The organism is Streptomyces sp. NPDC033229 (assembly GCF_055576875.1).
Map to the genome: position 1 here is coordinate 31,742 of NZ_JBVIQR010000044.1, position 19,431 is coordinate 51,172.

Annotated in this window: 19 protein-coding genes; 10 read left to right on the forward strand and 9 right to left on the reverse strand. The window is 71.2% G+C overall.

Annotated features, from left to right (window positions below; genetic code table 11):
* Window positions 1–59: 59 nt before the first annotated feature.
* From ACZ53N_RS29835 to uraD, 4 genes are read right to left on the reverse strand one after another with little or no spacing between them, the layout of a single operon-like run.
* Window positions 60–1,457, reverse strand: a complete 1,398-nt coding sequence (locus tag ACZ53N_RS29835; RefSeq protein ID WP_469143912.1) for an 8-oxoguanine deaminase — start codon at window positions 1,455–1,457, stop codon at window positions 60–62.
* Between the two features lie 27 nt (window positions 1,458–1,484).
* Window positions 1,485–2,387: a factor-independent urate hydroxylase gene (gene pucL / locus ACZ53N_RS29840; protein WP_469143913.1), complete on the reverse strand. Its 903-nt coding sequence runs from the start codon at window positions 2,385–2,387 to the stop codon at window positions 1,485–1,487.
* A gap of 7 nt (window positions 2,388–2,394) precedes the next feature.
* Window positions 2,395–2,751 (reverse strand): hydroxyisourate hydrolase, encoded by a 357-nt coding sequence (gene uraH, locus ACZ53N_RS29845; RefSeq protein WP_469143914.1) that lies wholly within the window; start codon window positions 2,749–2,751, stop codon window positions 2,395–2,397.
* Window positions 2,748–3,281, reverse strand: a complete 534-nt coding sequence (gene uraD / locus ACZ53N_RS29850) for a 2-oxo-4-hydroxy-4-carboxy-5-ureidoimidazoline decarboxylase (RefSeq protein ID WP_469143915.1) — start codon at window positions 3,279–3,281, stop codon at window positions 2,748–2,750. Before uraD ends, uraH begins: the two co-directional genes overlap by 4 nt.
* Window positions 3,282–3,575: 294 nt before the next feature.
* Between uraD and ACZ53N_RS29855 the strand changes: the two genes are divergently transcribed.
* Window positions 3,576–4,436 carry a caspase family protein gene (locus ACZ53N_RS29855; RefSeq protein WP_469143916.1) on the forward strand — a complete coding sequence of 287 codons (861 nt, stop codon included), beginning with the start codon at window positions 3,576–3,578 and terminating at the stop codon, window positions 4,434–4,436.
* A gap of 18 nt (window positions 4,437–4,454) precedes the next feature.
* Here the strand turns inward: ACZ53N_RS29855 and ACZ53N_RS29860 are convergent, their stop codons facing one another.
* Both ACZ53N_RS29860 and ACZ53N_RS29865 read right to left on the reverse strand, forming a co-directional pair.
* A complete protein-coding gene (locus ACZ53N_RS29860) occupies window positions 4,455–4,850 on the reverse strand; it encodes a helix-turn-helix domain-containing protein (RefSeq protein WP_469143917.1) in 396 nt (131 codons plus the stop codon).
* A complete protein-coding gene (locus tag ACZ53N_RS29865) occupies window positions 4,847–5,098 on the reverse strand; it encodes a YkoF family thiamine-binding protein (protein ID WP_469143918.1) in 252 nt (83 codons plus the stop codon). The genes ACZ53N_RS29860 and ACZ53N_RS29865 overlap by 4 nt, the downstream gene beginning before the upstream one ends.
* Before the next feature lie 123 nt (window positions 5,099–5,221).
* Between ACZ53N_RS29865 and ACZ53N_RS29870 the strand changes: the two genes are divergently transcribed.
* The 4 genes from ACZ53N_RS29870 to ACZ53N_RS29885 all read left to right on the forward strand — a co-directional run bounded on the left by ACZ53N_RS29870 (window position 5,222) and on the right by ACZ53N_RS29885 (window position 9,741).
* Window positions 5,222–6,046: a TIM barrel protein gene (locus ACZ53N_RS29870; protein WP_469143919.1), complete on the forward strand. Its 825-nt coding sequence runs from the start codon at window positions 5,222–5,224 to the stop codon at window positions 6,044–6,046.
* 63 nt (window positions 6,047–6,109) lie between these two features.
* Window positions 6,110–7,012: a 2-hydroxy-3-oxopropionate reductase gene (locus ACZ53N_RS29875; RefSeq protein WP_469143920.1), complete on the forward strand. Its 903-nt coding sequence runs from the start codon at window positions 6,110–6,112 to the stop codon at window positions 7,010–7,012.
* Window positions 7,009–8,736, forward strand: coding sequence for a glyoxylate carboligase (gene gcl / locus ACZ53N_RS29880; RefSeq protein ID WP_469143921.1), 1,728 nt, complete (start codon window positions 7,009–7,011; stop codon window positions 8,734–8,736). Before ACZ53N_RS29875 ends, gcl begins: the two co-directional genes overlap by 4 nt.
* Window positions 8,737–9,036: 300 nt before the next feature.
* Entirely contained in the window at window positions 9,037–9,741 is a 705-nt protein-coding gene (locus ACZ53N_RS29885; protein WP_469143922.1) for a hypothetical protein, read from the forward strand.
* A gap of 205 nt (window positions 9,742–9,946) precedes the next feature.
* On the opposite strand, the gene ACZ53N_RS29890 is transcribed toward ACZ53N_RS29885, so the two are convergent.
* Both ACZ53N_RS29890 and ACZ53N_RS29895 read right to left on the reverse strand, forming a co-directional pair.
* On the reverse strand, window positions 9,947–11,584 hold the full coding sequence (locus ACZ53N_RS29890) for an AMP-binding protein (RefSeq protein WP_469143923.1): 1,638 nt from the start codon (window positions 11,582–11,584) through the stop codon (window positions 9,947–9,949).
* A complete protein-coding gene (locus tag ACZ53N_RS29895) occupies window positions 11,581–13,344 on the reverse strand; it encodes an AMP-binding protein (RefSeq protein ID WP_469143924.1) in 1,764 nt (587 codons plus the stop codon). The genes ACZ53N_RS29890 and ACZ53N_RS29895 overlap by 4 nt, the downstream gene beginning before the upstream one ends.
* Before the next feature lie 465 nt (window positions 13,345–13,809).
* On the opposite strand from ACZ53N_RS29895, the gene ACZ53N_RS29900 reads away from it, so the two are divergent.
* Together ACZ53N_RS29900 and lysA are read left to right on the forward strand one after the other, a co-directional pair.
* Window positions 13,810–14,199: an SAV_915 family protein gene (locus ACZ53N_RS29900; protein ID WP_469143925.1), complete on the forward strand. Its 390-nt coding sequence runs from the start codon at window positions 13,810–13,812 to the stop codon at window positions 14,197–14,199.
* Between the two features lie 109 nt (window positions 14,200–14,308).
* Complete coding sequence (lysA, locus tag ACZ53N_RS29905) at window positions 14,309–15,655, forward strand: diaminopimelate decarboxylase (RefSeq protein ID WP_469143926.1); 1,347 nt, start codon at window positions 14,309–14,311, stop codon at window positions 15,653–15,655.
* 41 nt (window positions 15,656–15,696) lie between these two features.
* On the opposite strand, the gene ACZ53N_RS29910 is transcribed toward lysA, so the two are convergent.
* Window positions 15,697–16,815 (reverse strand): winged helix DNA-binding domain-containing protein, encoded by a 1,119-nt coding sequence (locus ACZ53N_RS29910; protein WP_469143927.1) that lies wholly within the window; start codon window positions 16,813–16,815, stop codon window positions 15,697–15,699.
* Window positions 16,816–16,962: 147 nt separating this feature from the next.
* On the opposite strand from ACZ53N_RS29910, the gene ACZ53N_RS29915 reads away from it, so the two are divergent.
* The 3 genes from ACZ53N_RS29915 (at window position 16,963) to ACZ53N_RS29925 (ending at window position 19,369) form a co-directional block, all read left to right on the forward strand.
* Window positions 16,963–18,120: a magnesium and cobalt transport protein CorA gene (locus ACZ53N_RS29915; protein WP_469143928.1), complete on the forward strand. Its 1,158-nt coding sequence runs from the start codon at window positions 16,963–16,965 to the stop codon at window positions 18,118–18,120.
* A gap of 345 nt (window positions 18,121–18,465) precedes the next feature.
* Entirely contained in the window at window positions 18,466–18,897 is a 432-nt protein-coding gene (locus tag ACZ53N_RS29920) for a hypothetical protein (protein ID WP_469143929.1), read from the forward strand.
* A gap of 94 nt (window positions 18,898–18,991) precedes the next feature.
* Window positions 18,992–19,369: a hypothetical protein gene (locus ACZ53N_RS29925; RefSeq protein ID WP_469143930.1), complete on the forward strand. Its 378-nt coding sequence runs from the start codon at window positions 18,992–18,994 to the stop codon at window positions 19,367–19,369.
* Window positions 19,370–19,431: the final 62 nt, after the last annotated feature.

A 19,431-nucleotide genomic window follows, 5' to 3' on the forward strand; every position in this document is an offset into this window, starting at 1 on the left:
CGGGCCCCGGCCGAGGGCCGTCCCCCTCGGCCGAGTCTTCGGGAGCGCGGGGGCCGGTCTCAGCCCTCGGCGGCGATCCGGGCGAGACGCAGGGCCTCCCGCCGGGCCTCCCGCGCGATGGTGTCCTCGTCGGCGGTGACCAGCCGGCCGTCCTCGACGACCGGCTTGCCGTTGATCAGGGAGAGGGTGACCGGTGCGGCGGCGCCGAGGACGAGGGCGGCGACCGGGTCGGCGATGGTGGAGTGGCCGAGGCCGTCGAGCTTCCACAGCACGAGGTCGGCGAGCTTGCCGGCCTCCAGCGAGCCTATTTCCTCCGCCCGCCCCAGCACCCGCGCACCGCCGTGGGTGCCCAGCCGCAGGGCCTGCCGGACGTTCAACGCGCCTTCGCCGCCCGCCAGTCGGTGGATGAGGAGAGCGTTGCGCAGCTCGGTGTGCAGCTCGCCGGACTCGTTCGAGGCGGTGCCGTCGACGCCGAGGCCGACGGGAACGCCGGCCTTCCGCATCTCGGGGATCCGGGCGGTGCCGGCCGCGAGCCGGGCGTTGGAGGAGGGACAGTGGGCCACGCCCGTGCCGGTACGGGCGAAGGCCTCGATGTCGGCGTCGTTCATATGGACGCAGTGGGCCATCCACACGTCGTCGCCGAGCCAGCCGGTGGACTCGAAGTAGTCGGTCGGGCCCATGCCGTACAGCTCCTTGCAGAACTGCTCCTCCTCGACCGTCTCCGAGCCGTGCGTGTGCAGCCGCACGCCCTTGCGCCGAGCCAGCGCGGCGGCCTCCCGCAGGAGATCGGTGGAGACGGAGAACGGCGAGCAGGGCGCGACCCCGACGCGCAGCATCGAGTCGAAGCTCGCGTCGTGGTGGGTGTCGATGGCCTCCTCGGTCGCGAGCAGCGCCGCCTCGGTGGTCTCCACCGCGAAGTCCGGCGGCAGCCCGCCGGCCGACTGCCCGCGGTCCATCGAGCCGCGGGTGGGGCTGAACCGTACGCCCGTCTCCCGGGCGGCGCGGATCTCGGCGCCGAGGAGGTCGCCCGCATCGCGGGGGAAGACGTAGTGGTGGTCCATGGCGGTGGTGACGCCGCCGCGGACCATCATGGCGAGGGAGCCCCGGGCCGCCGCGTAGACCATGTCCTCGTCGATGCGCGACCAGGTGGGGTAGAGGGCGACGAGCCAGTCGAAGAGGTTGGCGTCCTGGGCGAGGCCGCGCGTGAGCCATTGATAGAAGTGGTGGTGGGTGTTGACGAGGCCGGGGGTGAGCAGATGGCCGGTGCCGTCGACGCGCCGGGCCACGTCCCGAAGGCCCTCGGGGGCGGCCCCCGGGCCCACCGATTCGATTCTGTTGCCGGCGACGACGACATGGCCCGAGGCGTATTCGGTGTCGTGCGCGTCGACGGTGGCGATGGCGCAGTTCTCGATGACGACGCGCGTCGTGGCGCCGTCGGGGGCCGGGGGTGCTGCCATGGTGGTCCTCGTTCCGTCGGGGTGCGCTCAGAGGTTCGTCAGATCGACCGGGATGCGCTGCTCGGCTCCGTCGCGCAGGACGGTCGCCTCGATGAGGCCGTAGGGCCGGTCGGCCGCGAAGTACACGGCTCCGTCGGCGGTGTCGTTCTTGATGCCGAACGGTGAGAGGTCCACGAGGAAGTGGTGTTTGTTGGGGAGCGAGAGCCGGATCTCCTCGATGTCCGGGTCCCGCTCGACGACCCGTGAGCCCATCGCGTAGAGGGTCTGCTGGAGAGAGCGCGAGTAGGTCTCCGCGAAGGCGCTCAGCAGGTTGCCGCGTGCCTGTTCGTAGGAGCGGTCCCAGTCCGGCACGGGCCGCGTGTCGTCACTCCAGGCGTGCCGCCAGCGGGCGTGCACCTCGGTGGCGAGGATCCGGTCGCCGGTCTCCTGGAGCGTGGTGTAGCGGTCCTTGACGTAACCGCGGAACTCGGAGTCGGTGGTGTTCATCACCACGAGGTCCCCCAGCCCCGAGACGATCTGCCAGGCCGAGCCGTCGAAGGTGATCTGCGCGGTGCGCGTCTCCTGGTTCTCGCGGACGAAGGAGTGCTCGCCCGGGCCGGGGGTCGCGATCCGTTCCCAGGCGTACTCCTCGATCCGGATGCGCGCGCCGGTCACCGCTTCCTGGCTGGTGACGAAGTGGCGGGCCAGGAGGATGCCGAACTGCTCGGCCGTCTCGACGCCGTGTTCCTGGGCGAAGGCGAACACGGTGTTCTTGGTGGCGTCGGTCGTCAGGACGTGGGTGTTGGAGCCGGAGAGGTGGACGTCGTCCATGTCGCCGGAGAGCGCCACCGAGACGTTGAGGTCCTTGACGTGGTGGGTGGCCCCGTCGCGGGTGACCTTGAGGACGCGGTTCTCGGCTTTGCCGTACTGGTTCTGGCCAAGGACGGTCATGGGCGTGCTAGCTCCCTCGGTATACGGAGTAGCCGAACGGGTTGAGCAGCAGCGGTAGGTGGTAGTGCTCGCCCGGTGTGACGGCGAAGGTGACCGTCACCTCGGGGAAGAAGGCTGCGCCCGCGGCTTGGCTGCGTGCGAGATACGGCTCGACGGCGAAGGTGAGCCGTGCGTGGGTCGTGCCCTCCGGCAGTGCCGGGAGGTCCTTGCAGCGTCCGTCCGGGTCCGTATCGGAGTGGCCGACCACGCGGTAGTGATCGCTCGTACCGCGTGCGGACAGCTCGACGGCGACGCCTCCGGCGGGGCTGCCGGTGCTGGTGTCCAGGATGTGGGTGGACACCGAGGTGGTCCTCTCGCTGCTCATGGTGGATCTCCTTCGCCGTCGGGTGCTGCCGCGAGCCGGGCCAGCCGAATGCGGTTGATCTTGCCCAGTTCCCCCCGCACGATCTCGCGTTCGTGTTCCGGCGCGTTGTCGATCCGGTGACGAACGGCGTCGCGCATCTGTTCGCCGGTGAGTCCGGTGGCGCAGATCAGGAAGACGTGTCCGAACTTCTCCTGGTAGGCCAGGTTCAGTTCGAGCATCTCGGCCCGGAGTGCGTCGGGGGCGTCCGTCATCCCGCGCTGTTCGCGGGCGGATGCCGGATCCCCCGGCTTCGGGCGCCCGATCGGCGGATGTCCGGCCATCGCCTCGGCCAGGTCCGCCGCCCGGAGCCCGGCCGTGGCGGCGTCGCCCGCGGCGAGCAGGGCGGCGGTGTCGGGGTAGGGGCGCCGGGCGAGGATCTCGTCTCCCCAGGCCGCGCTGGCGCAGACTGCGCGCAGTGCGGCCCGGGCGGCGTGGTCCTCGGCGGCGTTGAACCGGGCGAGCCCCGGCGTCGGACTCGAAGTCGAAGTCACGGCAGCCTCCGCGGCGCTTGCGTGTGCTGTGCTCGGACGGGCTGCGCATAGCTAACGCCCTCGGCAACACGGCGTCAACACTTTGTTGAAATTCCCGTCGGGGTGGGCACGGGAGCGGGAACCGGCGTCCGCATACCGGATGCCCGAGGGGTCGATCACCGCATGTCCGAGGGGCCTGATGGTCCGATCGAGGCGTCTTGTCCGATAGATGATTACGCCGCCGACGGCCACGGCACCCATACCGCGAACCACGGAAATGCCGCGGACGAGCACCGTCCGCACGGAGGGAAGACCATGCCCACTGGCCTGTCGATCCATATCGGTCTGAACAAAGTCGACCCCGGGAAGTACGACGGCTGGGACGGCGAACTCAACGCCTGCGAGAACGACGCCCGGGACATGGCCGAGCTCGCCGAGAGCGCGGGCTACCGGAGCCGGACGATGCTGCTGACGGCGGACGCGACCGCCCAGAACGTCACCGCGGCGCTGAAGAAGGCCGCCGGGGAGCTGGGGAGCGGCGACATCCTCTTCCTCACCTACTCCGGACACGGCGGCCAGGTCCCGGACCTCAACGGCAACGAGAAGGACCGGCAGGACGAGACCTGGGTCCTCTTCGACCGGCAGCTCGTCGACGACGAACTCTACGAGCTCTACGGGGCCTTCGAGGACGGCGTGCGCATCGTCGTGCTGTCGGACAGCTGCCACAGCGGAAGCGTCGCCGAACAGGTGACCGGGATGCTCGCGCCCGAAGCGCTGGAGAGCGCCTTCGGCACCCGGGAGCCGAAGGAGGCAGAGAAGAAGATCAAGGCTCTTCCGCTGTACCTGAACAACAAGCTGTACAAGCGGGACAAGGCGCTCTACGACCGGATCCAGCAGGAACTACCCGCGAAGGACGCCCGGGACATCGGGGCCAGCGTCCTGCTGATCTCCGGCTGCCAGGACGACCAGACCTCCATGGACGGCCCCGTCAACGGCGCGTTCACCGGTGCGCTGCTGAGCGTCTGGGACGGCGGGACGGGCTTCACCGGCGACTACCAGGCGCTGCACCGACGGATCAAGGAGGAGCTGCGCGGCGAGTACCTCCAGAGCCCCAATCTCTTCCTGGCCGGCCGGCCCGACCCGGAGTTCGTCGAGCAGCGGCCGTTCTCGATCTGAAGCCACGCCGCCGCACCGTCAACCCGCGTCCCCTCCCGAGCCGCCCCGGGCGGCGTTCTCCCTGTTCAGGTAGTTGTAGACGGTGAAACGGCTGACGCCGAGCGCGACGGCCACCGTCTCCACGCCGTGCCGCACCGAGAAGGCGCCGCGCTGCTCGAGAAGCCGTACGACCGACTGCTTGGTCTTGCGGTCCAGCTCCGCGAGCGGCATGCCGTGGCGGCGTTCCAGCTCGGCGAGGATGTGGTCCAGCGAGTCGGACAGATGGGGCAGCCGCACGGCCACGACCGGGCGGCCCTCCCAGGACAGCACGACGTCGTCGCCCTCGGCCCGGTCCGGGTCGACCATCTCCCCGCCCATGGCCTCGACGAGCGGTCTGACCGCGTCGCGGAAGGGGCCCGCCGCCGACTCCGTCACGAGCCGTCCTCCGGAACCACGTTGATCTGCAGCGACACCCGGGTGGCGCCGGCCCGGAGCGATGCGCGCACCAGCTCGTCCACCGTCGCCAGCACGGCCTCGGCGCCGCCCTCGGCGGTGTTGCCGAACGGGCCGACATCGACGGCGTCCAGCGCGGCGCCCTGGACCACCTCACGGGCCACCACCGCGTGCGGCGGGGCCTCGTCGAGGTCGAACGGTTCGGTCGTGAATTCCACTCTCAATCGCACGCGGCCCAACCTACTGCGCGCACCCGCCTCCGGTACGGCCCCTCTTGACAGCCTTCCCGCAGCGCGGGCAGTCTTCCGTACAGCAAAAGTAAACTTCCGCAATACGGAAGGATTTCTCGGCCGATGAGTCTCCTCGATCAGCGCTTCGATGTGAACCTCTCGATCCTCTTCACCGAACTCCCGCTCCTGGAGCGCCCGGCGGCCGCCGCCGCGGCCGGCTTCACGGCGGTCGAGCTGTGGTGGCCCTGGCCCGCCACCCCCACCCCCGACCCGGCCGAACTCGACGCCCTGCGCGCCGCGTTGACCGGGGCCGGCACCCGCCTGGTGGGGCTGAACTTCTACGCCGGGGAGCTGCCGGGGCCGGACCGGGGCGCGCTGTCCGTACCGGGCGCGGAGTCCGACCGCTTCCGCGCCAACGTCGACGTCGCGGCCGACTTCGCCCACTCGGTGGGGTGCACGGCGCTCAACGCCCTGTACGGCAACCGCGTCGACGGCGCGGACCCGTGGGAGCAGGACGCCCTCGCGCTGGAGAACCTGACGCTCGCGGCCCACGCCGCCGACCGGGTGGGGGCGACCCTGCTGATCGAGGCGCTGAACGCGGCCGAGTCCCCGCGGTACCCGCTCGTCGGTGCCGCGTCGGCGGTCGAGGTCGTGGACCGGGTCAACGCGGCCACCGGGCTCGGCAACGCCCGGTTCCTGATGGACCTGTACCACCTGTCGAGGAGCGGCGAGGACCTGCGCGAGGTCATCGACCGCTACACCGACCGGACCGGTCACGTACAGATCGCGGACGACCCGGGCCGCGGCGCGCCCGGCACCGGCGGGCTCGACTTCGCCGAGCTGCTCGACCGCCTGGGGAAGGCCGGCTACGACGGGTGGATCGGCCTGGAGTACAAGCCGGACGGGCCGAGCGCGGACGCGTTCGGCTGGCTGCCCCGCGCGGACTGACCCGGCGGGACGCGCTCACCGCTCGCACGGTCCCGCCTCACCGCCCCTCACTGGGAGGACGCCATGAACACCACTCCACTTCCCGCCGTCGCCTGGATAGGCCTCGGCATCATGGGCTCGCCCATGTCCGAGAACCTCATCAAGGCCGGCTACCGCGTCACCGGCTTCACCCTCGAACAGGACAAGCTCGACCGGCTCGCCGCGGCGGGCGGCACCGCCGCCGCCTCCGTCGCCGAGGCCGTCCGGGATGCCGACGTCGTCATCACCATGGTGCCCGCCTCCCCCCAGGTCGAGGCCGTCGCCTACGGCGAGGACGGCGTCCTCGCCCACGCCCGGGACGGGGCGCTGCTGATCGACATGTCGTCCATCACCCCGCGGACCTCCGTGGAGCTGGCCGAGGCCGCCGCCGCGGCCGGCCGGGGCCTGCGGGTCCTGGACGCCCCGGTCTCCGGCGGTGAGGCGGGGGCCGTCGAGGGTGTCCTGTCGATCATGGTCGGTGGCGACCGGGCCGACGTCGACGCCGCCCGGCCCGTCCTCGACGCCCTCGGCACCACCGTCGTGCACTGCGGCCCGCACGGCGCCGGACAAACCGTCAAGGCGGCCAACCAACTGATCGTCGCGGTCAACATCCAGGCCTGCGCCGAGGCCGTGGTCTTCCTGGAGAAGTCGGGGGTCGACCTCGCCGCCGCGCTGGAGGTGCTGAACGGCGGCCTCGCCGGGTCGACCGTACTGACCCGCAAGAAGCACAACTTCCTGCGCCGCGACTTCGCGCCGGGCTTCCGGATCGATCTGCACCACAAGGACATGGGCATCGTCACCGACGCGGCGCGCGGCGTCGGCGCCGCCCTGCCGGTCGGCGGAGTGGTCGCCACTCTGATCGGCGCGGCCCGCGCGCAGGGGGACGGCGGGCTCGACCACTCGGCGCTGCTGCGCGGCGTCGAGCGGCTGTCGGGGACCTCGTCGTGAGCGCCGCGCGGATCCCGGCCATGGAGGCGGCGGTGCACATCATGAAGGACGAGGGCGTCGACATCGCCTTCGGCTGCCCCGGCGCCGCGATCCTGCCGCTGTACAAGGCGATGGAGGTGGTCGGCGGCATCGAGCACCTCACCGTCCGGCACGAGGAGGGCGCGACCCACATGGCCGACGGCTGGGCCCGCACCAACGGCCGCGTCGGCGTGGCCCTCGCCACCTCGGGCCCCGGCGGCACCAACCTCGTCACCGGCCTGTACACCGCGCTCGCCGACTCGGTCCCGATGCTCTGCGTCACCGGCCAGGCGGTCTCCACCAAGCTGCACCAGGAGGCGTTCCAGGCGGTCGACATCGTGGAGATCGCACGGCCCGTCACCAAGTGGGCCGTGCAGATCAAGGAGGCCGCGCAGATCCCGTGGGCCTTCCGGGAGGCGTTCCGGATCGCCCGCGGGGGCCGCCCGGGGCCGGTCCTGATCGACATCCCCGTCGACATCGCCCGTCGCGAGATCCTCTACGACCCCGCCCTCGACACCCGGTTGCCGGTGCCCGCCGTCGTGCCGCACGCGCCCCGCGTCGAGGCCGCCCTCGATCTGCTGCTCGCCGCCGAGCGGCCGTTGGTCCTCGCCGGCGGCGGGGTGATCCTCGCCGACGCGTCGGCCGAGCTGCGCGCGCTGGTGGAGCATCTGCGGGTGCCCTTCCAGGTCACGCTCATGGGCAAGGGCGTCATCGAGGACGACCACGAGCTGAACCTCGGCACCACCGGCATCCAGACCTCGCAGCGCTACGCCAACGCCTCCTTCCTGGAGTCGGACTTCGTGCTCGCCGTCGGCGCCCGCTTCGGCGACCGCCACACGGGGGCCGACCTCGCGACGTACAAGGGCGATCGGACGTTCGTGCACGTCGACATCGAGCCCACCCAGCTCGGCAAGGTCATCGAGCCCGACCTCGGCATCGTCTCGGACGCACGGCTCTTCCTCGCGGCCCTGCTGGAGGCCGCCAGGGCCCGTGGGGTGCGGGCCGACGTCGGCGCGTGGGTCGAGCGCTGCCGGGAGCTCAAGCGGACCCTGGTCCGGCGCGAGGACTTCGACACGGTCCCGGTCAAGGCACCGAGGGTCTACCGGGAGATCAACGCGGCCTTCGGCGAGGACACGTACTTCGTCACCGCCATCGGTCTCTACCAGATCTGGGGTGGCCAGCATCAGAAGGCCCATCTGCCTCGTCATTACCAGGTGTGCGGTCAGGCCGGTCCGCTCGGCTGGGAGGTCCCGGCCGCGATCGGGGTGAAGAAGGCACTGGAGGGCATGGGCCGGGGCGACACCGAAGTCGTCGGCATCGTCGGTGACTACGGCTTCCAGTACATGGTCGAGGAGCTGGCGGTCGCCGCACAGTACGACGTGCCCTATGTGCTGATCATGCTGAACAACGAGTACCTGGGCCTCATCCGGCAGGCCTCGATCGGCTATGACATGAACTACCAGGTCGACATCCACTACGACGAGACCGGCACGGACAACGTCAAACTCATGGAGGCGTACGGCTGTTCGGGTCGCCGGGTGGTGGACCCCGCGGACATCCGCCCGGCCATCGAATGGGCCCGTAAGGAGGCCGTGTCGACCTCGCGGCCGGTGCTGGTCGAAATCCTGATCGAGCGGGAGGCGAACACCCCGCACGGCCCGGACATCGACGCCGTCAAGGAGTTCGAGCCCGTCCCCCAGGGGTGACGCCGGGCCCGCACCCCTCCAGTCCCCGGGCGGCGGTGGCGCCGACAACTGTCCTGTCGCGCCCAGGCGCCACCGCCGTCCGGATCTCCCTCCGCCTGCCCCCGCCTCACCCTCCCCCGCCGTGAATGCGCCGCCTCCGCGCCGCCGCGCGGGCCGCGGACCGCGCACGCCCCGGCGCACGGAAGCCTCCGGAGGGCGCCCGGCGGACGCACCCTTCGCGAATCGCTCCCCGGCCGCGCCCTCATCGTGGACGATGGGCCCGTACCCCAACCCCTACGGACCCCGTTGCTGGAGCCGAAGATGGCCAAGAGCGTGCCGGTGCACTGCCCGACGTGCCGCCGGGAGCACTCCTTCACCCCGCCGACCTTTCCCTGCGCGTGCGGAGCGCCGCTGACCCTGCCCGTACTGCCGGGCGTGACACCTGAGTTATTGGCGCAGCGCACCTGGCGCGACTCCTGGGTCGCGGTGCGCTGCCCGGCCTGCGACCGCCAGGACCAATGGCCCCGGCCCGAGTTCGGCTGCTCCTGCGGCACGGTCGTGCGGCTGCCCGTGCAGTCGGTACGCGGCCCCCTCGCGACGGCCGACGACGCCCCCGAACCCATGGCGCCGAGGCGGCCCGCGTTCCGGCCGCTGGCGATCCGTACCGAGCGCGACGCGGTCGCGGCGGCCGAGCGGTATCTGCGCTGGCTCGGCTTCGCGGACGTGCGCCGTACCGGGAGCGGCGCGGCCCCCAGCGCCACCGGTGTCGACCTGCGAGCCACCGGAGCCGTCGCGCGGGTCGATCCGACCACGCTGCCCACGACGCTGCGCGACATCGAGTGTCTGTGGCTGCACGCCCTCCTCGACTCCGCGACCGGTGTCTGCTTCTCCCTCGCGGGTTACGCCCAGGGCGCCCGCTCCCGCGCCGACGACCTGCGGCTTCCGCTGTTCGTCGTGGACCTCACGGGCGCCCCGCGGGCGCTCAACGACGCCGCGGACGAGCTCGTCCGGCGCGGCGCCGACTGAGCCCGGTATCCCACGAGCCGCCGCCCGAAGCTCAAGTCTTCCTCTGAACTCTCCTCAAGGCATGGCGAGTTGGTCACATCAGGCGGAGACTTCTTCTGGGCCCGCGAGAGACACACGGGGGATCGCGGGCCCGTTCACGGGGGGTGCGGGGCGGGCCGGAAGACGGCCCTCCCCGCTTACCCGTGCGCCCCGGCCGGCCGCTGGCTCACGCCCGCGCCGCGCTCCCCGGCACCGGCTCCGCGGCGGCCTGCTCACGCAGCTCCACCTTGCGGACCTTGCCGCTGACGGTCATGGGGAACGATTCGACGATCCGCAGATGGCGCGGGATCTTGAAGTGGGCGAGCCGCCCCCGGCAGAAGCGGGCGAGCTCGTCGCGGCCGAGGGTGTCGGCGGGGTCGCGCAGAATGACACAGGCCATGATCTCCTCGCCGTACTTCTCGTCGGGCACCCCGATGACCTGGACATCGGCGATCTTGGGGTGGGAGTAGAGGAACTCCTCGATCTCGCGCGGGTAGACGTTCTCCCCACCCCTGATGATCATGTCCTTGATGCGGCCGACAATCCGTACGTAGCCGTCCTCGTCCATGACCGCGAGGTCGCCGGTGTGCATCCAGCGGTCCTCGTCGACGACCTCGGCGGTGCGCTCCGGATCGTTCCAGTAGCCGAGCATCACCGAATAGCCGCGGGTGCACAGCTCGCCCGGCTCACCGCGGGCGGCGGTGGCCCCGGTGTCCGGGTCGACGACCTTCACCTCGATGTGCGGCAGCACCCGGCCGACCGTCCCGGTGCGGCGGCCGAGGTCGTCGTCGCGCCGGGTCTGGGTGGAGACCGGGGAGGTCTCGGTCATGCCGTAGCAGATGGCGACCTCGGCCATGTGCATCTCGGTGACGACCCGCTTCATCACCTCGGCGGGGCACGGCGAGCCGGCCATGATGCCGGTGCGCAGCGAGGAGAGGTCGTAGGTGGCGAAATCGGGGAGGTTCAGCTCGGCGATGAACATGGTCGGGACGCCGTAGAGCGACGTACAGCGCTCGCGCTCGACGGCGTGCAGGGTGGCGACGGGGTCGAAGGTGGGAGCCGGGATGACGACGCACGCGCCGTGGCTGGTGGCGGCGAGATTGCCCATCACCATGCCGAAGCAGTGGTAGAAGGGCACGGGCAGCGCGACCCGGTCGTTCTCGGTGTAGCCGAGCGTCTCCCCCACGAAGTAGCCGTTGTTGAGGATGTTGCGGTGGGAGAGGGTGGCTCCCTTCGCGAAGCCGGTGGTACCGGAGGTGTACTGGATGTTGACCGGGTCGTCGCAGCCGAGCCGTGACTCGCGCTCGGTGAGCCGCTCGCGCGGGACGCCCTGCCCCAGCCTGATCAGCCCGTTCCAGGTCGCGTCGGCGATGTAGACGACGTCGCGCAGCGCCGGGCAGGTGGCCCGCACCTGCTCGACCATCCGCCGGTAGTCGCTGGTCTTGTGCTCGATGGAGGAGACGAGGACGCTGACCCCCGACTGCCGCAGTACGTAAGCCAGTTCGTGCACGCGGTAGGACGGATTGACGTTGACCATGATCGCGCCGATGCGGGCGGTGGCGTACTGGACCAGCACCCACTCGGGGCAGTTGACGGCCCAGATCCCGACCCGGTCGCCCTTCGCCACGCCCTTGGCGAGCAGCCCGAGCGCCACCTCCTCGACGGCCCGCCCGAACTCGGTGTAGGTCCAGCGGCGTCCGCCGGGGACGTCGACGAGCGCCTCGCGGTCGCCGAAGCGTGCGACCGTACGGGCCAGGTCGGCGCCGATGGTGTCGTCGAGCAGCGGGCTCCCGGTCGGGCCCGCCGCGTAGGAGGGTGTGCTCACCGGTGGTCTTCCTCTCGGTACTCGGTGCCGCCGCCCTGCGCAGTGTGCTCGCGCAGGACGATGCGGCGGATCTTGCCGGACACGGTCTTGGGGAGCTCGGCGAACTCCAGCCGGCGGACGCGCTTGTAGGGCGCGAGGGTGGCCCGTGAGTGGGCGAAGAGGGCCTTCGCCGTCTCCGCTCCCGGCTGCCAGCCCTCGGCGAGGACGACGTACGCCTTGGGCACGGCCAGCCGCAGCGGGTCGGGGGCGGGGACGACGGCCGCCTCGGCCACGGCCTCGTGTTCGAGGAGCGCGCTCTCCAGCTCGAATGGCGAGACCTTGTAATCACTGGATTTGAAAACGTCGTCCTGCCGGCCGACATAGGTCACATAGCCGTCGGCGTCGCGCGCGCCGATGTCCCCCGTGCGGTAGTAGCCACCCGCCATGGCCTCGGCGGTGCGCTCCGGGTCGCCCGCGTAGCCCGTCATCAGGCCCACCGGCAGCCGGTCGGGGTCCGTCAGGTCGAGGGCGATCTCACCCTCGTCGGCCCTCTCGCCGGTGACGGGGTCGAGGAGGACGACGGTGAAGCCGGGGCTGGGCCGGCCCATGGAACCGGTCTTCAGGAGCTGCCCGGGCGGGTTGGCGATCTGCACGGAGGTCTCGGTCTGGCCGAACCCGTCACGGATGTCGACGCCCCAGGCACGCCGGACGGTCTCGATGACCTCGGGGTTGAGGGGCTCCCCCGCGGCGACGACCTCGCGCGGCGGGGTGCGCAGCACGCCCAGGTCGGCCTGGATGAGCATCCGCCACACGGTGGGCGGGGCGCAGAAGCTCGTGACGCCGCAGCGGTCCATCTCGGCCATGAGACGGGCGGCGTCGAAGCGGCTGTAGTTGAAGACGAAGACGGTGGCTTCGGCGTTCCAGGGGGCGAAGAGATTGGACCAGGCGTGCTTGGCCCAGCCCGGCGAGGAGATATTGAGGTGAACATCACCGGGCCGGAGCCCGATCCAGTACATGGTCGACAAATGGCCGATGGGATACGACACATGGGTGTGCTCGACGAGCTTGGGGCGAGCGGTGGTGCCGGAGGTGAAATACAGCAGGAGGGTTTCGTCGGCCCGGGTGGGTCCGTCCGGTGCGCAGCTGTCGGCGGCGCGGGTGGCGTCCTCGTAGGCGAGCCAGCCGGTGCCTTCGCGCGTGCGCGGCGCTTCCGGGGACGGCGGGGCGTCGGCGGTGCCGGGCCGGGCGTCAACGGCGCCGGGCCGGATGCCGACCGCGATCCGGGTGTAGTCGCCGGGGACGGCGTCGAACTTCCCGGTGTCCTCGGCCCGGACGATCACGTGCCGGGCCCGGCCGCGCTCGATGCGGTCGGCGAGGTCCGCGGGGCCCAGCAGCGGGGTGGCGGGGATGACGACGGCCCGCAGCCGCATCGCGGCGAGCGCGGTCTCCCACAGTTCCGCCTGGTTGCCGAGCATGACGACGATCCGGTCACCGGCCCGTACGCCCTGCTCGCGCAGCCAGTTGGCGACCTGGTGGGAGCGGCGCCGCAGGGCGTCGAAGGTCAGCCGCGTCTCGCCGCCGTCCTCCTCGACGATCCACAGGGCGGTCCGGTCGTTGCCCTCGGCGATCCGGTCGAACCAGTCGTAGGCCCAGTTGAATTCCGCCGGCCGGGGCCAGCGGAATCCGTCATAGGCCGCCCGGTAGTCCGCACGGTGCGCGAGGAGGAAATCGCGGGCCGCCCGGAATTCCGCGGTCGCGTCGGTGGGTCTGGTTGCCGTCACAAGTCCTCCAGGTTGCCGGGCGTCGCCCGCCCTCCCTCAGCTGCACTGGGGAGTGCCCTCGAGAGCATCGTGCGACGGTGTCCTGAGTCTCACTACCCCCGGACGGGGGCGGACACGTTTCGGGGAGGGAGCTTTACGGAAAGCGGGGTTCCCGGCGGTTTCGTCGTGCGCGGGATCCGGGAGGAACGAGGCCGCTCCCGGCCGGGCTCCCGCCCGGGGTCGACACCCGATTCGAAGGCACCATCGGCGATGCAACAGGAAGTTGAAAGGCCGACAGGTGCGGTCACCAACGGGAAGACATGGCGTACGGGGGCGCGGGAGAGCGATCGTTGTCGGCCACCGGGCGTCAATAATCCGTCAAGGGACAGCGCACCGGGGTCAACAGCATGTCAAGGAGACGCTCGGTGAGGCGTGGGCCGGGCATAGCGTGGGCGACGCACTTCCCGACACCTCACGAGGATCGTCATGCACCTGAGCCGAACCCCCGCCGAAGCCGCCGCCGTCGCCGCCGTCGACAGCCCGCAGGCCGACGACGGAGAGCCTTCCGAACCAGTCCATAGCAACCAGGCAGCGCCCCTGTACGTGCCCGTACGGCTCTGCCCCAGCGGGTACGCGCTGCGCGTCTTCCGCACCCCCCTGGGCACCCGCACAGCCGTCGCCTTCACCACCCGGCGACGGCTGTCCGACATTCTGGGCGCGGGTCACCCGTCCATCCGTCTCGCGCTGCCGGCCGTACACGCCCTGGCGGCGCCCCTCGGCGTCGAGCTGGTCTCCGTCGACCCGCTGCTGACGGCCCCCGCCGTACGGCCCACGCCCCCGGACGCCGGCGCTCTTCTCCCGACCTTCCCCGGCTGACGGCCGCCACCGGCGACGACGCCGGTCGCAGGCCCGCCGGCTGCCGCCTTCCCCTCCCGCACTCCCCCTCCCCGTACTCCCCGCGCACTTCCCTCGAAGGAGGCCGTCCGTGTCCCTTCCGCTCGCCCCGATATCCCTGCCGCCGCTCCCCGAGGAGCCGACGCGCGCGCCCGTATGGCCCGCGTCGACGCAGACCCTGCCGTCGGGCGACCTCGCCGTCGGCGGGGTCGCCCTCGGCGAACTCGCCGACCGCTTCGGCACCCCCTCCTACGTCCTCGACGAGGACGAGGTGCGCACCCGGGCCCGCGCCTGGCGCACCGCGCTCCCGCACGCCGACGTCGCCTACGCCGGCAAGGCGTTCCTCACCCGCGCCATGATCCGCTGGATCCGCGAGGAGGACCTGTGCCTGGACGTCTGCTCCGCCGGTGAGCTGGAGCTGGCCGCGCACACCGGGTTCCCCGCCGAGCGCATCGTGCTGCACGGCAACGCCAAGAGCCCCGACGACCTGCGGACCGCGCTGCGCCTGGGCGTGGGCCGCGTCGTCATCGACAGCACGGGCGAGATCGCGAGGCTCGCCGCCCTGATCCCGCCGGGCACCCGGCAGAGGGTGCTGGTGCGGGTCGTCCCCGGGGTGGCGGCCGGGGCACACTCGGCCGTACGGACCGGGGTGGAGGGCCAGAAGTTCGGGCTGCCGATCGCCGGCGGCGAGGCCGAGGACGCGGTGGCGCGGATCCTCGGCCAGCCCCGGCTCGAACTCACGGGGCTGCACTGCCACCTCGGCTCGCAGATCGCCGAACTCGGCCCGTACGTCACGGCGGTCCAGCGGATCGTCCCCCTGCTCGCCCGGATCCGGGACCGGCACGGGGTGACGTTTCCGGAGCTCGACCTCGGTGGTGGCTTCGCCATCGCCTACCGCGACGGCGACCCGGCGCTGGATCCGCGCGCCTACGCCGACCGGGTCGGCGGGGAACTGGCGCTGCAGTGCGCCCGCTTCGACCTTCCCGTGCCCCGGCTGGCCGTGGAGCCGGGCCGCTGGATCGCGGGGCCCGCGGGTGTGGCGCTCTACCGGGTGCTGGCCGTGAAGTCCACGGGCGACACCACGTTCGTGGCGGTGGACGGCGGCATGAGCGACAACCCGCGCCCCGCGCTGTACGGCGTGCGCTACACGGTCCGTCTCGTGGGCCGCGCCTCGCCCGCGCCGGCCCGGGCCATGACCGTGGTGGGACGGCACTGCGAGGCGGGGGACGTCCTCGCCGAGGGGGTGCCGCTGCCCGGCGACGTCCGCCCCGGTGACGTCCTGGCCGTTCCGGCGTCCGGTGCGTACCACCTGTCCATGGCGTCCGCGTACAACCTCGTCGGCCGGCCGCCCGTGGCGGCGGTGTCCGGTGGGCGGGCGCGGCTGCTCGTACGGCGCGAGACTCTGGAGGACCTGCGCAGCCGCGACGTGGGGGAATGAGTCCCCCTGTAGCGGGCCCCTGTAGCAGGCCGGTGCGTGTCTCAGGCGACGTCCCCGAAGCGCACCTCGTGGCGCGCTTCGGGTGCCGCCGGCGAGAGGACGCCCACGGCCTCGGCCTCCAGGGCGGCCCGGTCCGCCTTCGACAGCCGCCCGAACGGCTCGATGACCAGCGTCGCGTCCTCCCGCGCCCGGTCCAGGCGCCACAGGCCGCCGACGAATCCGTCCAGCAGGAACGACCGGTAGGCGCGGTTGGTGCGCCACAGGCGGCGGAGGTGCGCGGGGTCCACGACGCGGGAGCGGTCCGCGTGGGAGAGGAGGAGGTTGTCGAACTCCGGCAGGAAGCGCACGGGCGCGGGGGTGCCCGCGTCGGGCAGCGGGGCGTCCGGTACGTCGAACAGCTCCACGCCCTGCTCGTCGCGGAAGGTCCGCAGCCGGGGCCGCAGCCGCTCGACGACCTCGCGCAGCCGGGTCAGCCCGCACCACGTCTGCATGTCCTTGACCGAGGCGGGCCCGAACGCCGCGAGGTAGCGCTCCAGCACGCGATCGAGGTCGGGCTCGGTGTCCGTCCCCCGGCCGCCCCGGCCGAGCCAGGTCTCCACGGTCGTGTGCGCGGCCTGCCCGCTGCGCCCCCACAGGGCGCGGGGGGTGACCTGGACGAGCGGCAGCACGGTCCGCGCCGCCATGGCCAGCGCCTGCGGCTCGTGCTCGGGCCACTCCTCGGCCAGCGCCCGGCCGAGGTCGTGGAAGGTGTACGGGCGGTCGGCGACGAGTTCGCGGGCGCGGTCGGCCAGCCGGTTCAGGTCCACCCCGACGAGCCGCTTGGCGAAGGAGCCCTGGAGGGCACGGTCCTGCACGGGCTGGACCACCGGCCGCAGCGCGCGGCAGTCGCGGGTGCTGACCAGGTGGATCGTGGAGCGCATCAGCGCGATCCGGACGGCCTCGCGGGAGGCGAGGAGGTCGGAGAGCGCTTCGGGCCGGAAACCCTCGATGCGGGCCGCGAGCGCGTAATAGGGGTCCATCGGCGACTGGGCCTGGAGGCCGACGAGGTGCTCCACGGCGTCGAGCACGGGCATCGGGCTGCGGCGCAGCAGCAGCTGGCGCTCCAGGAAGGCACGGTTGAGGGCGCGGACGGAAAGCACGGGCGCTGCGGCGTTCGTCATGGCTTCACGCTAGAGGGGGTAGCGGACAGAAGCGGTCCGCATGCCTATGGGGTTACGGATCGACTCATGGGCCACACCTGCCCCAGACGTTTATTTTGATCCGTATATCCTGTTCGCGGTCCAATGCTGAAGCGAGAGGGAGCCCCCATGCCCGAGAACCCTCCGCGCCGCCAGCGGCCCAGCCCGAAGAAGCACTCCTGGCTGCGGCCGACGACCCCCCGCCCGGGCGCCACGCCCCCGGCGGACCGTCCGGCACCGGACGCCTCGGGCCCGACGGGCGGCGAGGGCAGCGTCGTGCACGCCGCCGTCTACCGCGACGGCCACCGCGTCAGCACCCCGACCTCCCTGGCCGACACCTACCGCCGGCTGCGCGAGCAGCCCGACGCCATGGCCTGGATCGGACTGCACCGGCCGACGGAGAGCGAGCTGGTCTCGCTGGCCGGGGAATTCGATCTGCACCAGCTCGCGGTGGAGGACGCCCTCGAAGCCCACCAGCGCCCCAAGCTGGAACGTTACGGCGACACCCTCTTCGTCGTCCTGCGCGCCGCCCGCTATCTCGACGCCCCGGAAGAGGTCGACTTCGGCGAGCTGCACATCTTCGTCGGCCCCGACTTCGTGATCACCGTCCGGCACGGCGCGGCCCCGGACCTCTCGGCGGTCCGCCGTCGCATGGAGGCCACCCCCGAGCTGCTGGCCCTGGGCCCCGAGGCGGTGCTCTACGCGATCCTCGACGCGGTCGTCGACGGCTACGCCCCGGTCGTGGCCGGCGTGCAGAACGACATCGACGAGATCGAGACCGAGGTCTTCGGCGGCGACCCCGCCGTCTCCCGCCGCATCTACGAACTCGCCCGCGAAATGGTGGAGTTCCAGCGCGCGACCCGCCCCCTGGTCGGCATGCTCCACGGCCTGATGGCCGGCTTCGCCAAGTACGGCACCGACGACGAACTCCAGCGCTACCTCCGCGACGTCGCCGACCACGTCACCCACACCAGCGAGCGCGTCGACGGCTTCCGCTCGGCCCTGGCGGACATCCTCGCGGTGAACGCCACCCTCGTCACCCAGCAACAGAACGCCGAAATGCGGGCGCTGGCGGAGGCGGGCTTCGAGCAGAACGAGGAGATCAAGAAGATCTCGTCGTGGGCGGCGATCCTGTTCGCACCGACGCTGGTGGGCACGATCTACGGGATGAACTTCACGCACATGCCGGAGCTGACGTGGGTGTTCGGGTACCCGTTCGCGATCCTGCTGATGGCGGGGGTGTGCGTGAGTCTGTACTTCATCTTCAAGCGGCGGGACTGGCTGTAGCGGCGAGGGCACGACCCCCTTGATCGACTTTGCGTAAGCGAATAATACCGAGGGGGGCTCCCGACCCCCTGGGGAGAATCTGGGGAGAATGCGCACCACCGGAGAGCAGGGCACCCTACCCCGCGGCTCATCGTTCTACGTCTGCTGCACGCCCCGCCCTATCCGGCTTCCCTCCACTGCACCGACACCAACAATGCTGGCCACGGCCCGTGGAGCAGCGCACGCCAATGGAGCGGACGCATCTTCTGGGACATGCGCAAACAGCGATCCATATGACGCATGCACGCCGTGGGCGGCGGGCGTCAAGGGTACGGTGGCTGCCTCAGTCATAGCGAAGGAGGCTTCGTGGAAGCAGAGTTGATGGGACTCGCCGCTTCGGGAGCGACGGTGTTCGTTCAGCAGATGGCGGCAGACTCCTGGACGCAGGCGCGTGATCACATCGTCGCGTTCTTCGCGCGCAATCGTCGAGGTGAAGATGCAGCGATCGAGGGAGAGCTAGAGGCCTCGCGCAGCGAGCTGACAACGGCGGTGGCGGCTGGTGACGAACAGACTGCCGCAGACGTTGAGGCGATGTGGCGTACACAACTGAGGCGCATCCTGCTGGCTGAACCTTCTGCCGCAGACCAACTGCGATCCCTGCTCATCGGCTTGACGCCCACCTTAGAAGGAGGACAGGCCAAGAGCGTCCAGAACACAATCAGCGGTGGTGTCCAGCTCGGCCCAGTGATTCAAGCCGGCAGCGTGGGCCCTCTCAGCTTCGGCTCGCGTTCAAGTTGATCCTGATCCACTCTTGACTGACAGCGACCCTCACGGGCGCTCACCTTGCCCCAACCACCCATTAGTTGGCGGCATTTCGCGTACCTTTGCGACTATGGAGGCAGCACGGGACGACTTCGACCGTCAGAACGTCGACAACGACATGAGCGGCAATGTCTTCGGCGTCTCAGGACAGTTCGGCAACGTCTACGGAGATGTGCATCTTCACGGACCCACCTCCGTTCCGCACCCGTCCGACGACGCTCCGAAGCGAGATGAAAGCACCGTCGGCGCGAAGCGGAAGAAGGGCAAAGCCAAGGACAAGAGGAAGAGGCGGGAAGCAGCTGAGCGCGCCCGGCAGCAGCTAAGGGCGGAGGACAGCAAAGCGATCAAGGGCTGCGGCTTCCTGGTGCTAGGGCGCGTATTCGGTTGTGATCAATTTGTGGGATTGGCCTTCGCAGCGGGGTCTGATCCGGTAAATCGTGTTGCGTGACGCGGATGCAACTGACTGATGTGGAGTGGGAGTTCATCGGCCCGTACCTGCCGATCGGCGAG

Excerpts from the sequence above, each read along its gene's own strand:
- ACZ53N_RS29900 (WP_469143925.1), top strand. The coding sequence starts at position 13,810 with ATGCACCTGAGCCGAACCCCCGCCGAAGCCGCCGCCGTCGCCGCCGTC.
- ACZ53N_RS29915 (WP_469143928.1), top strand. The coding sequence starts at position 16,963 with ATGCCCGAGAACCCTCCGCGCCGCCAGCGGCCCAGCCCGAAGAAGCAC.
- ACZ53N_RS29875 (WP_469143920.1), top strand. The coding sequence starts at position 6,110 with ATGAACACCACTCCACTTCCCGCCGTCGCCTGGATAGGCCTCGGCATC.
- ACZ53N_RS29870 (WP_469143919.1), top strand. The coding sequence starts at position 5,222 with ATGAGTCTCCTCGATCAGCGCTTCGATGTGAACCTCTCGATCCTCTTC.
- ACZ53N_RS29910 (WP_469143927.1), bottom strand. The coding sequence starts at position 16,815 with ATGACGAACGCCGCAGCGCCCGTGCTTTCCGTCCGCGCCCTCAACCGT.
- ACZ53N_RS29925 (WP_469143930.1), top strand. The coding sequence starts at position 18,992 with ATGGAGGCAGCACGGGACGACTTCGACCGTCAGAACGTCGACAACGAC.
- ACZ53N_RS29855 (WP_469143916.1), top strand. The coding sequence starts at position 3,576 with ATGCCCACTGGCCTGTCGATCCATATCGGTCTGAACAAAGTCGACCCC.
- uraH (WP_469143914.1), bottom strand. The coding sequence starts at position 2,751 with ATGAGCAGCGAGAGGACCACCTCGGTGTCCACCCACATCCTGGACACC.
- pucL (WP_469143913.1), bottom strand. The coding sequence starts at position 2,387 with ATGACCGTCCTTGGCCAGAACCAGTACGGCAAAGCCGAGAACCGCGTC.
- ACZ53N_RS29885 (WP_469143922.1), top strand. The coding sequence starts at position 9,037 with ATGGCCAAGAGCGTGCCGGTGCACTGCCCGACGTGCCGCCGGGAGCAC.
- ACZ53N_RS29835 (WP_469143912.1), bottom strand. The coding sequence starts at position 1,457 with ATGGCAGCACCCCCGGCCCCCGACGGCGCCACGACGCGCGTCGTCATC.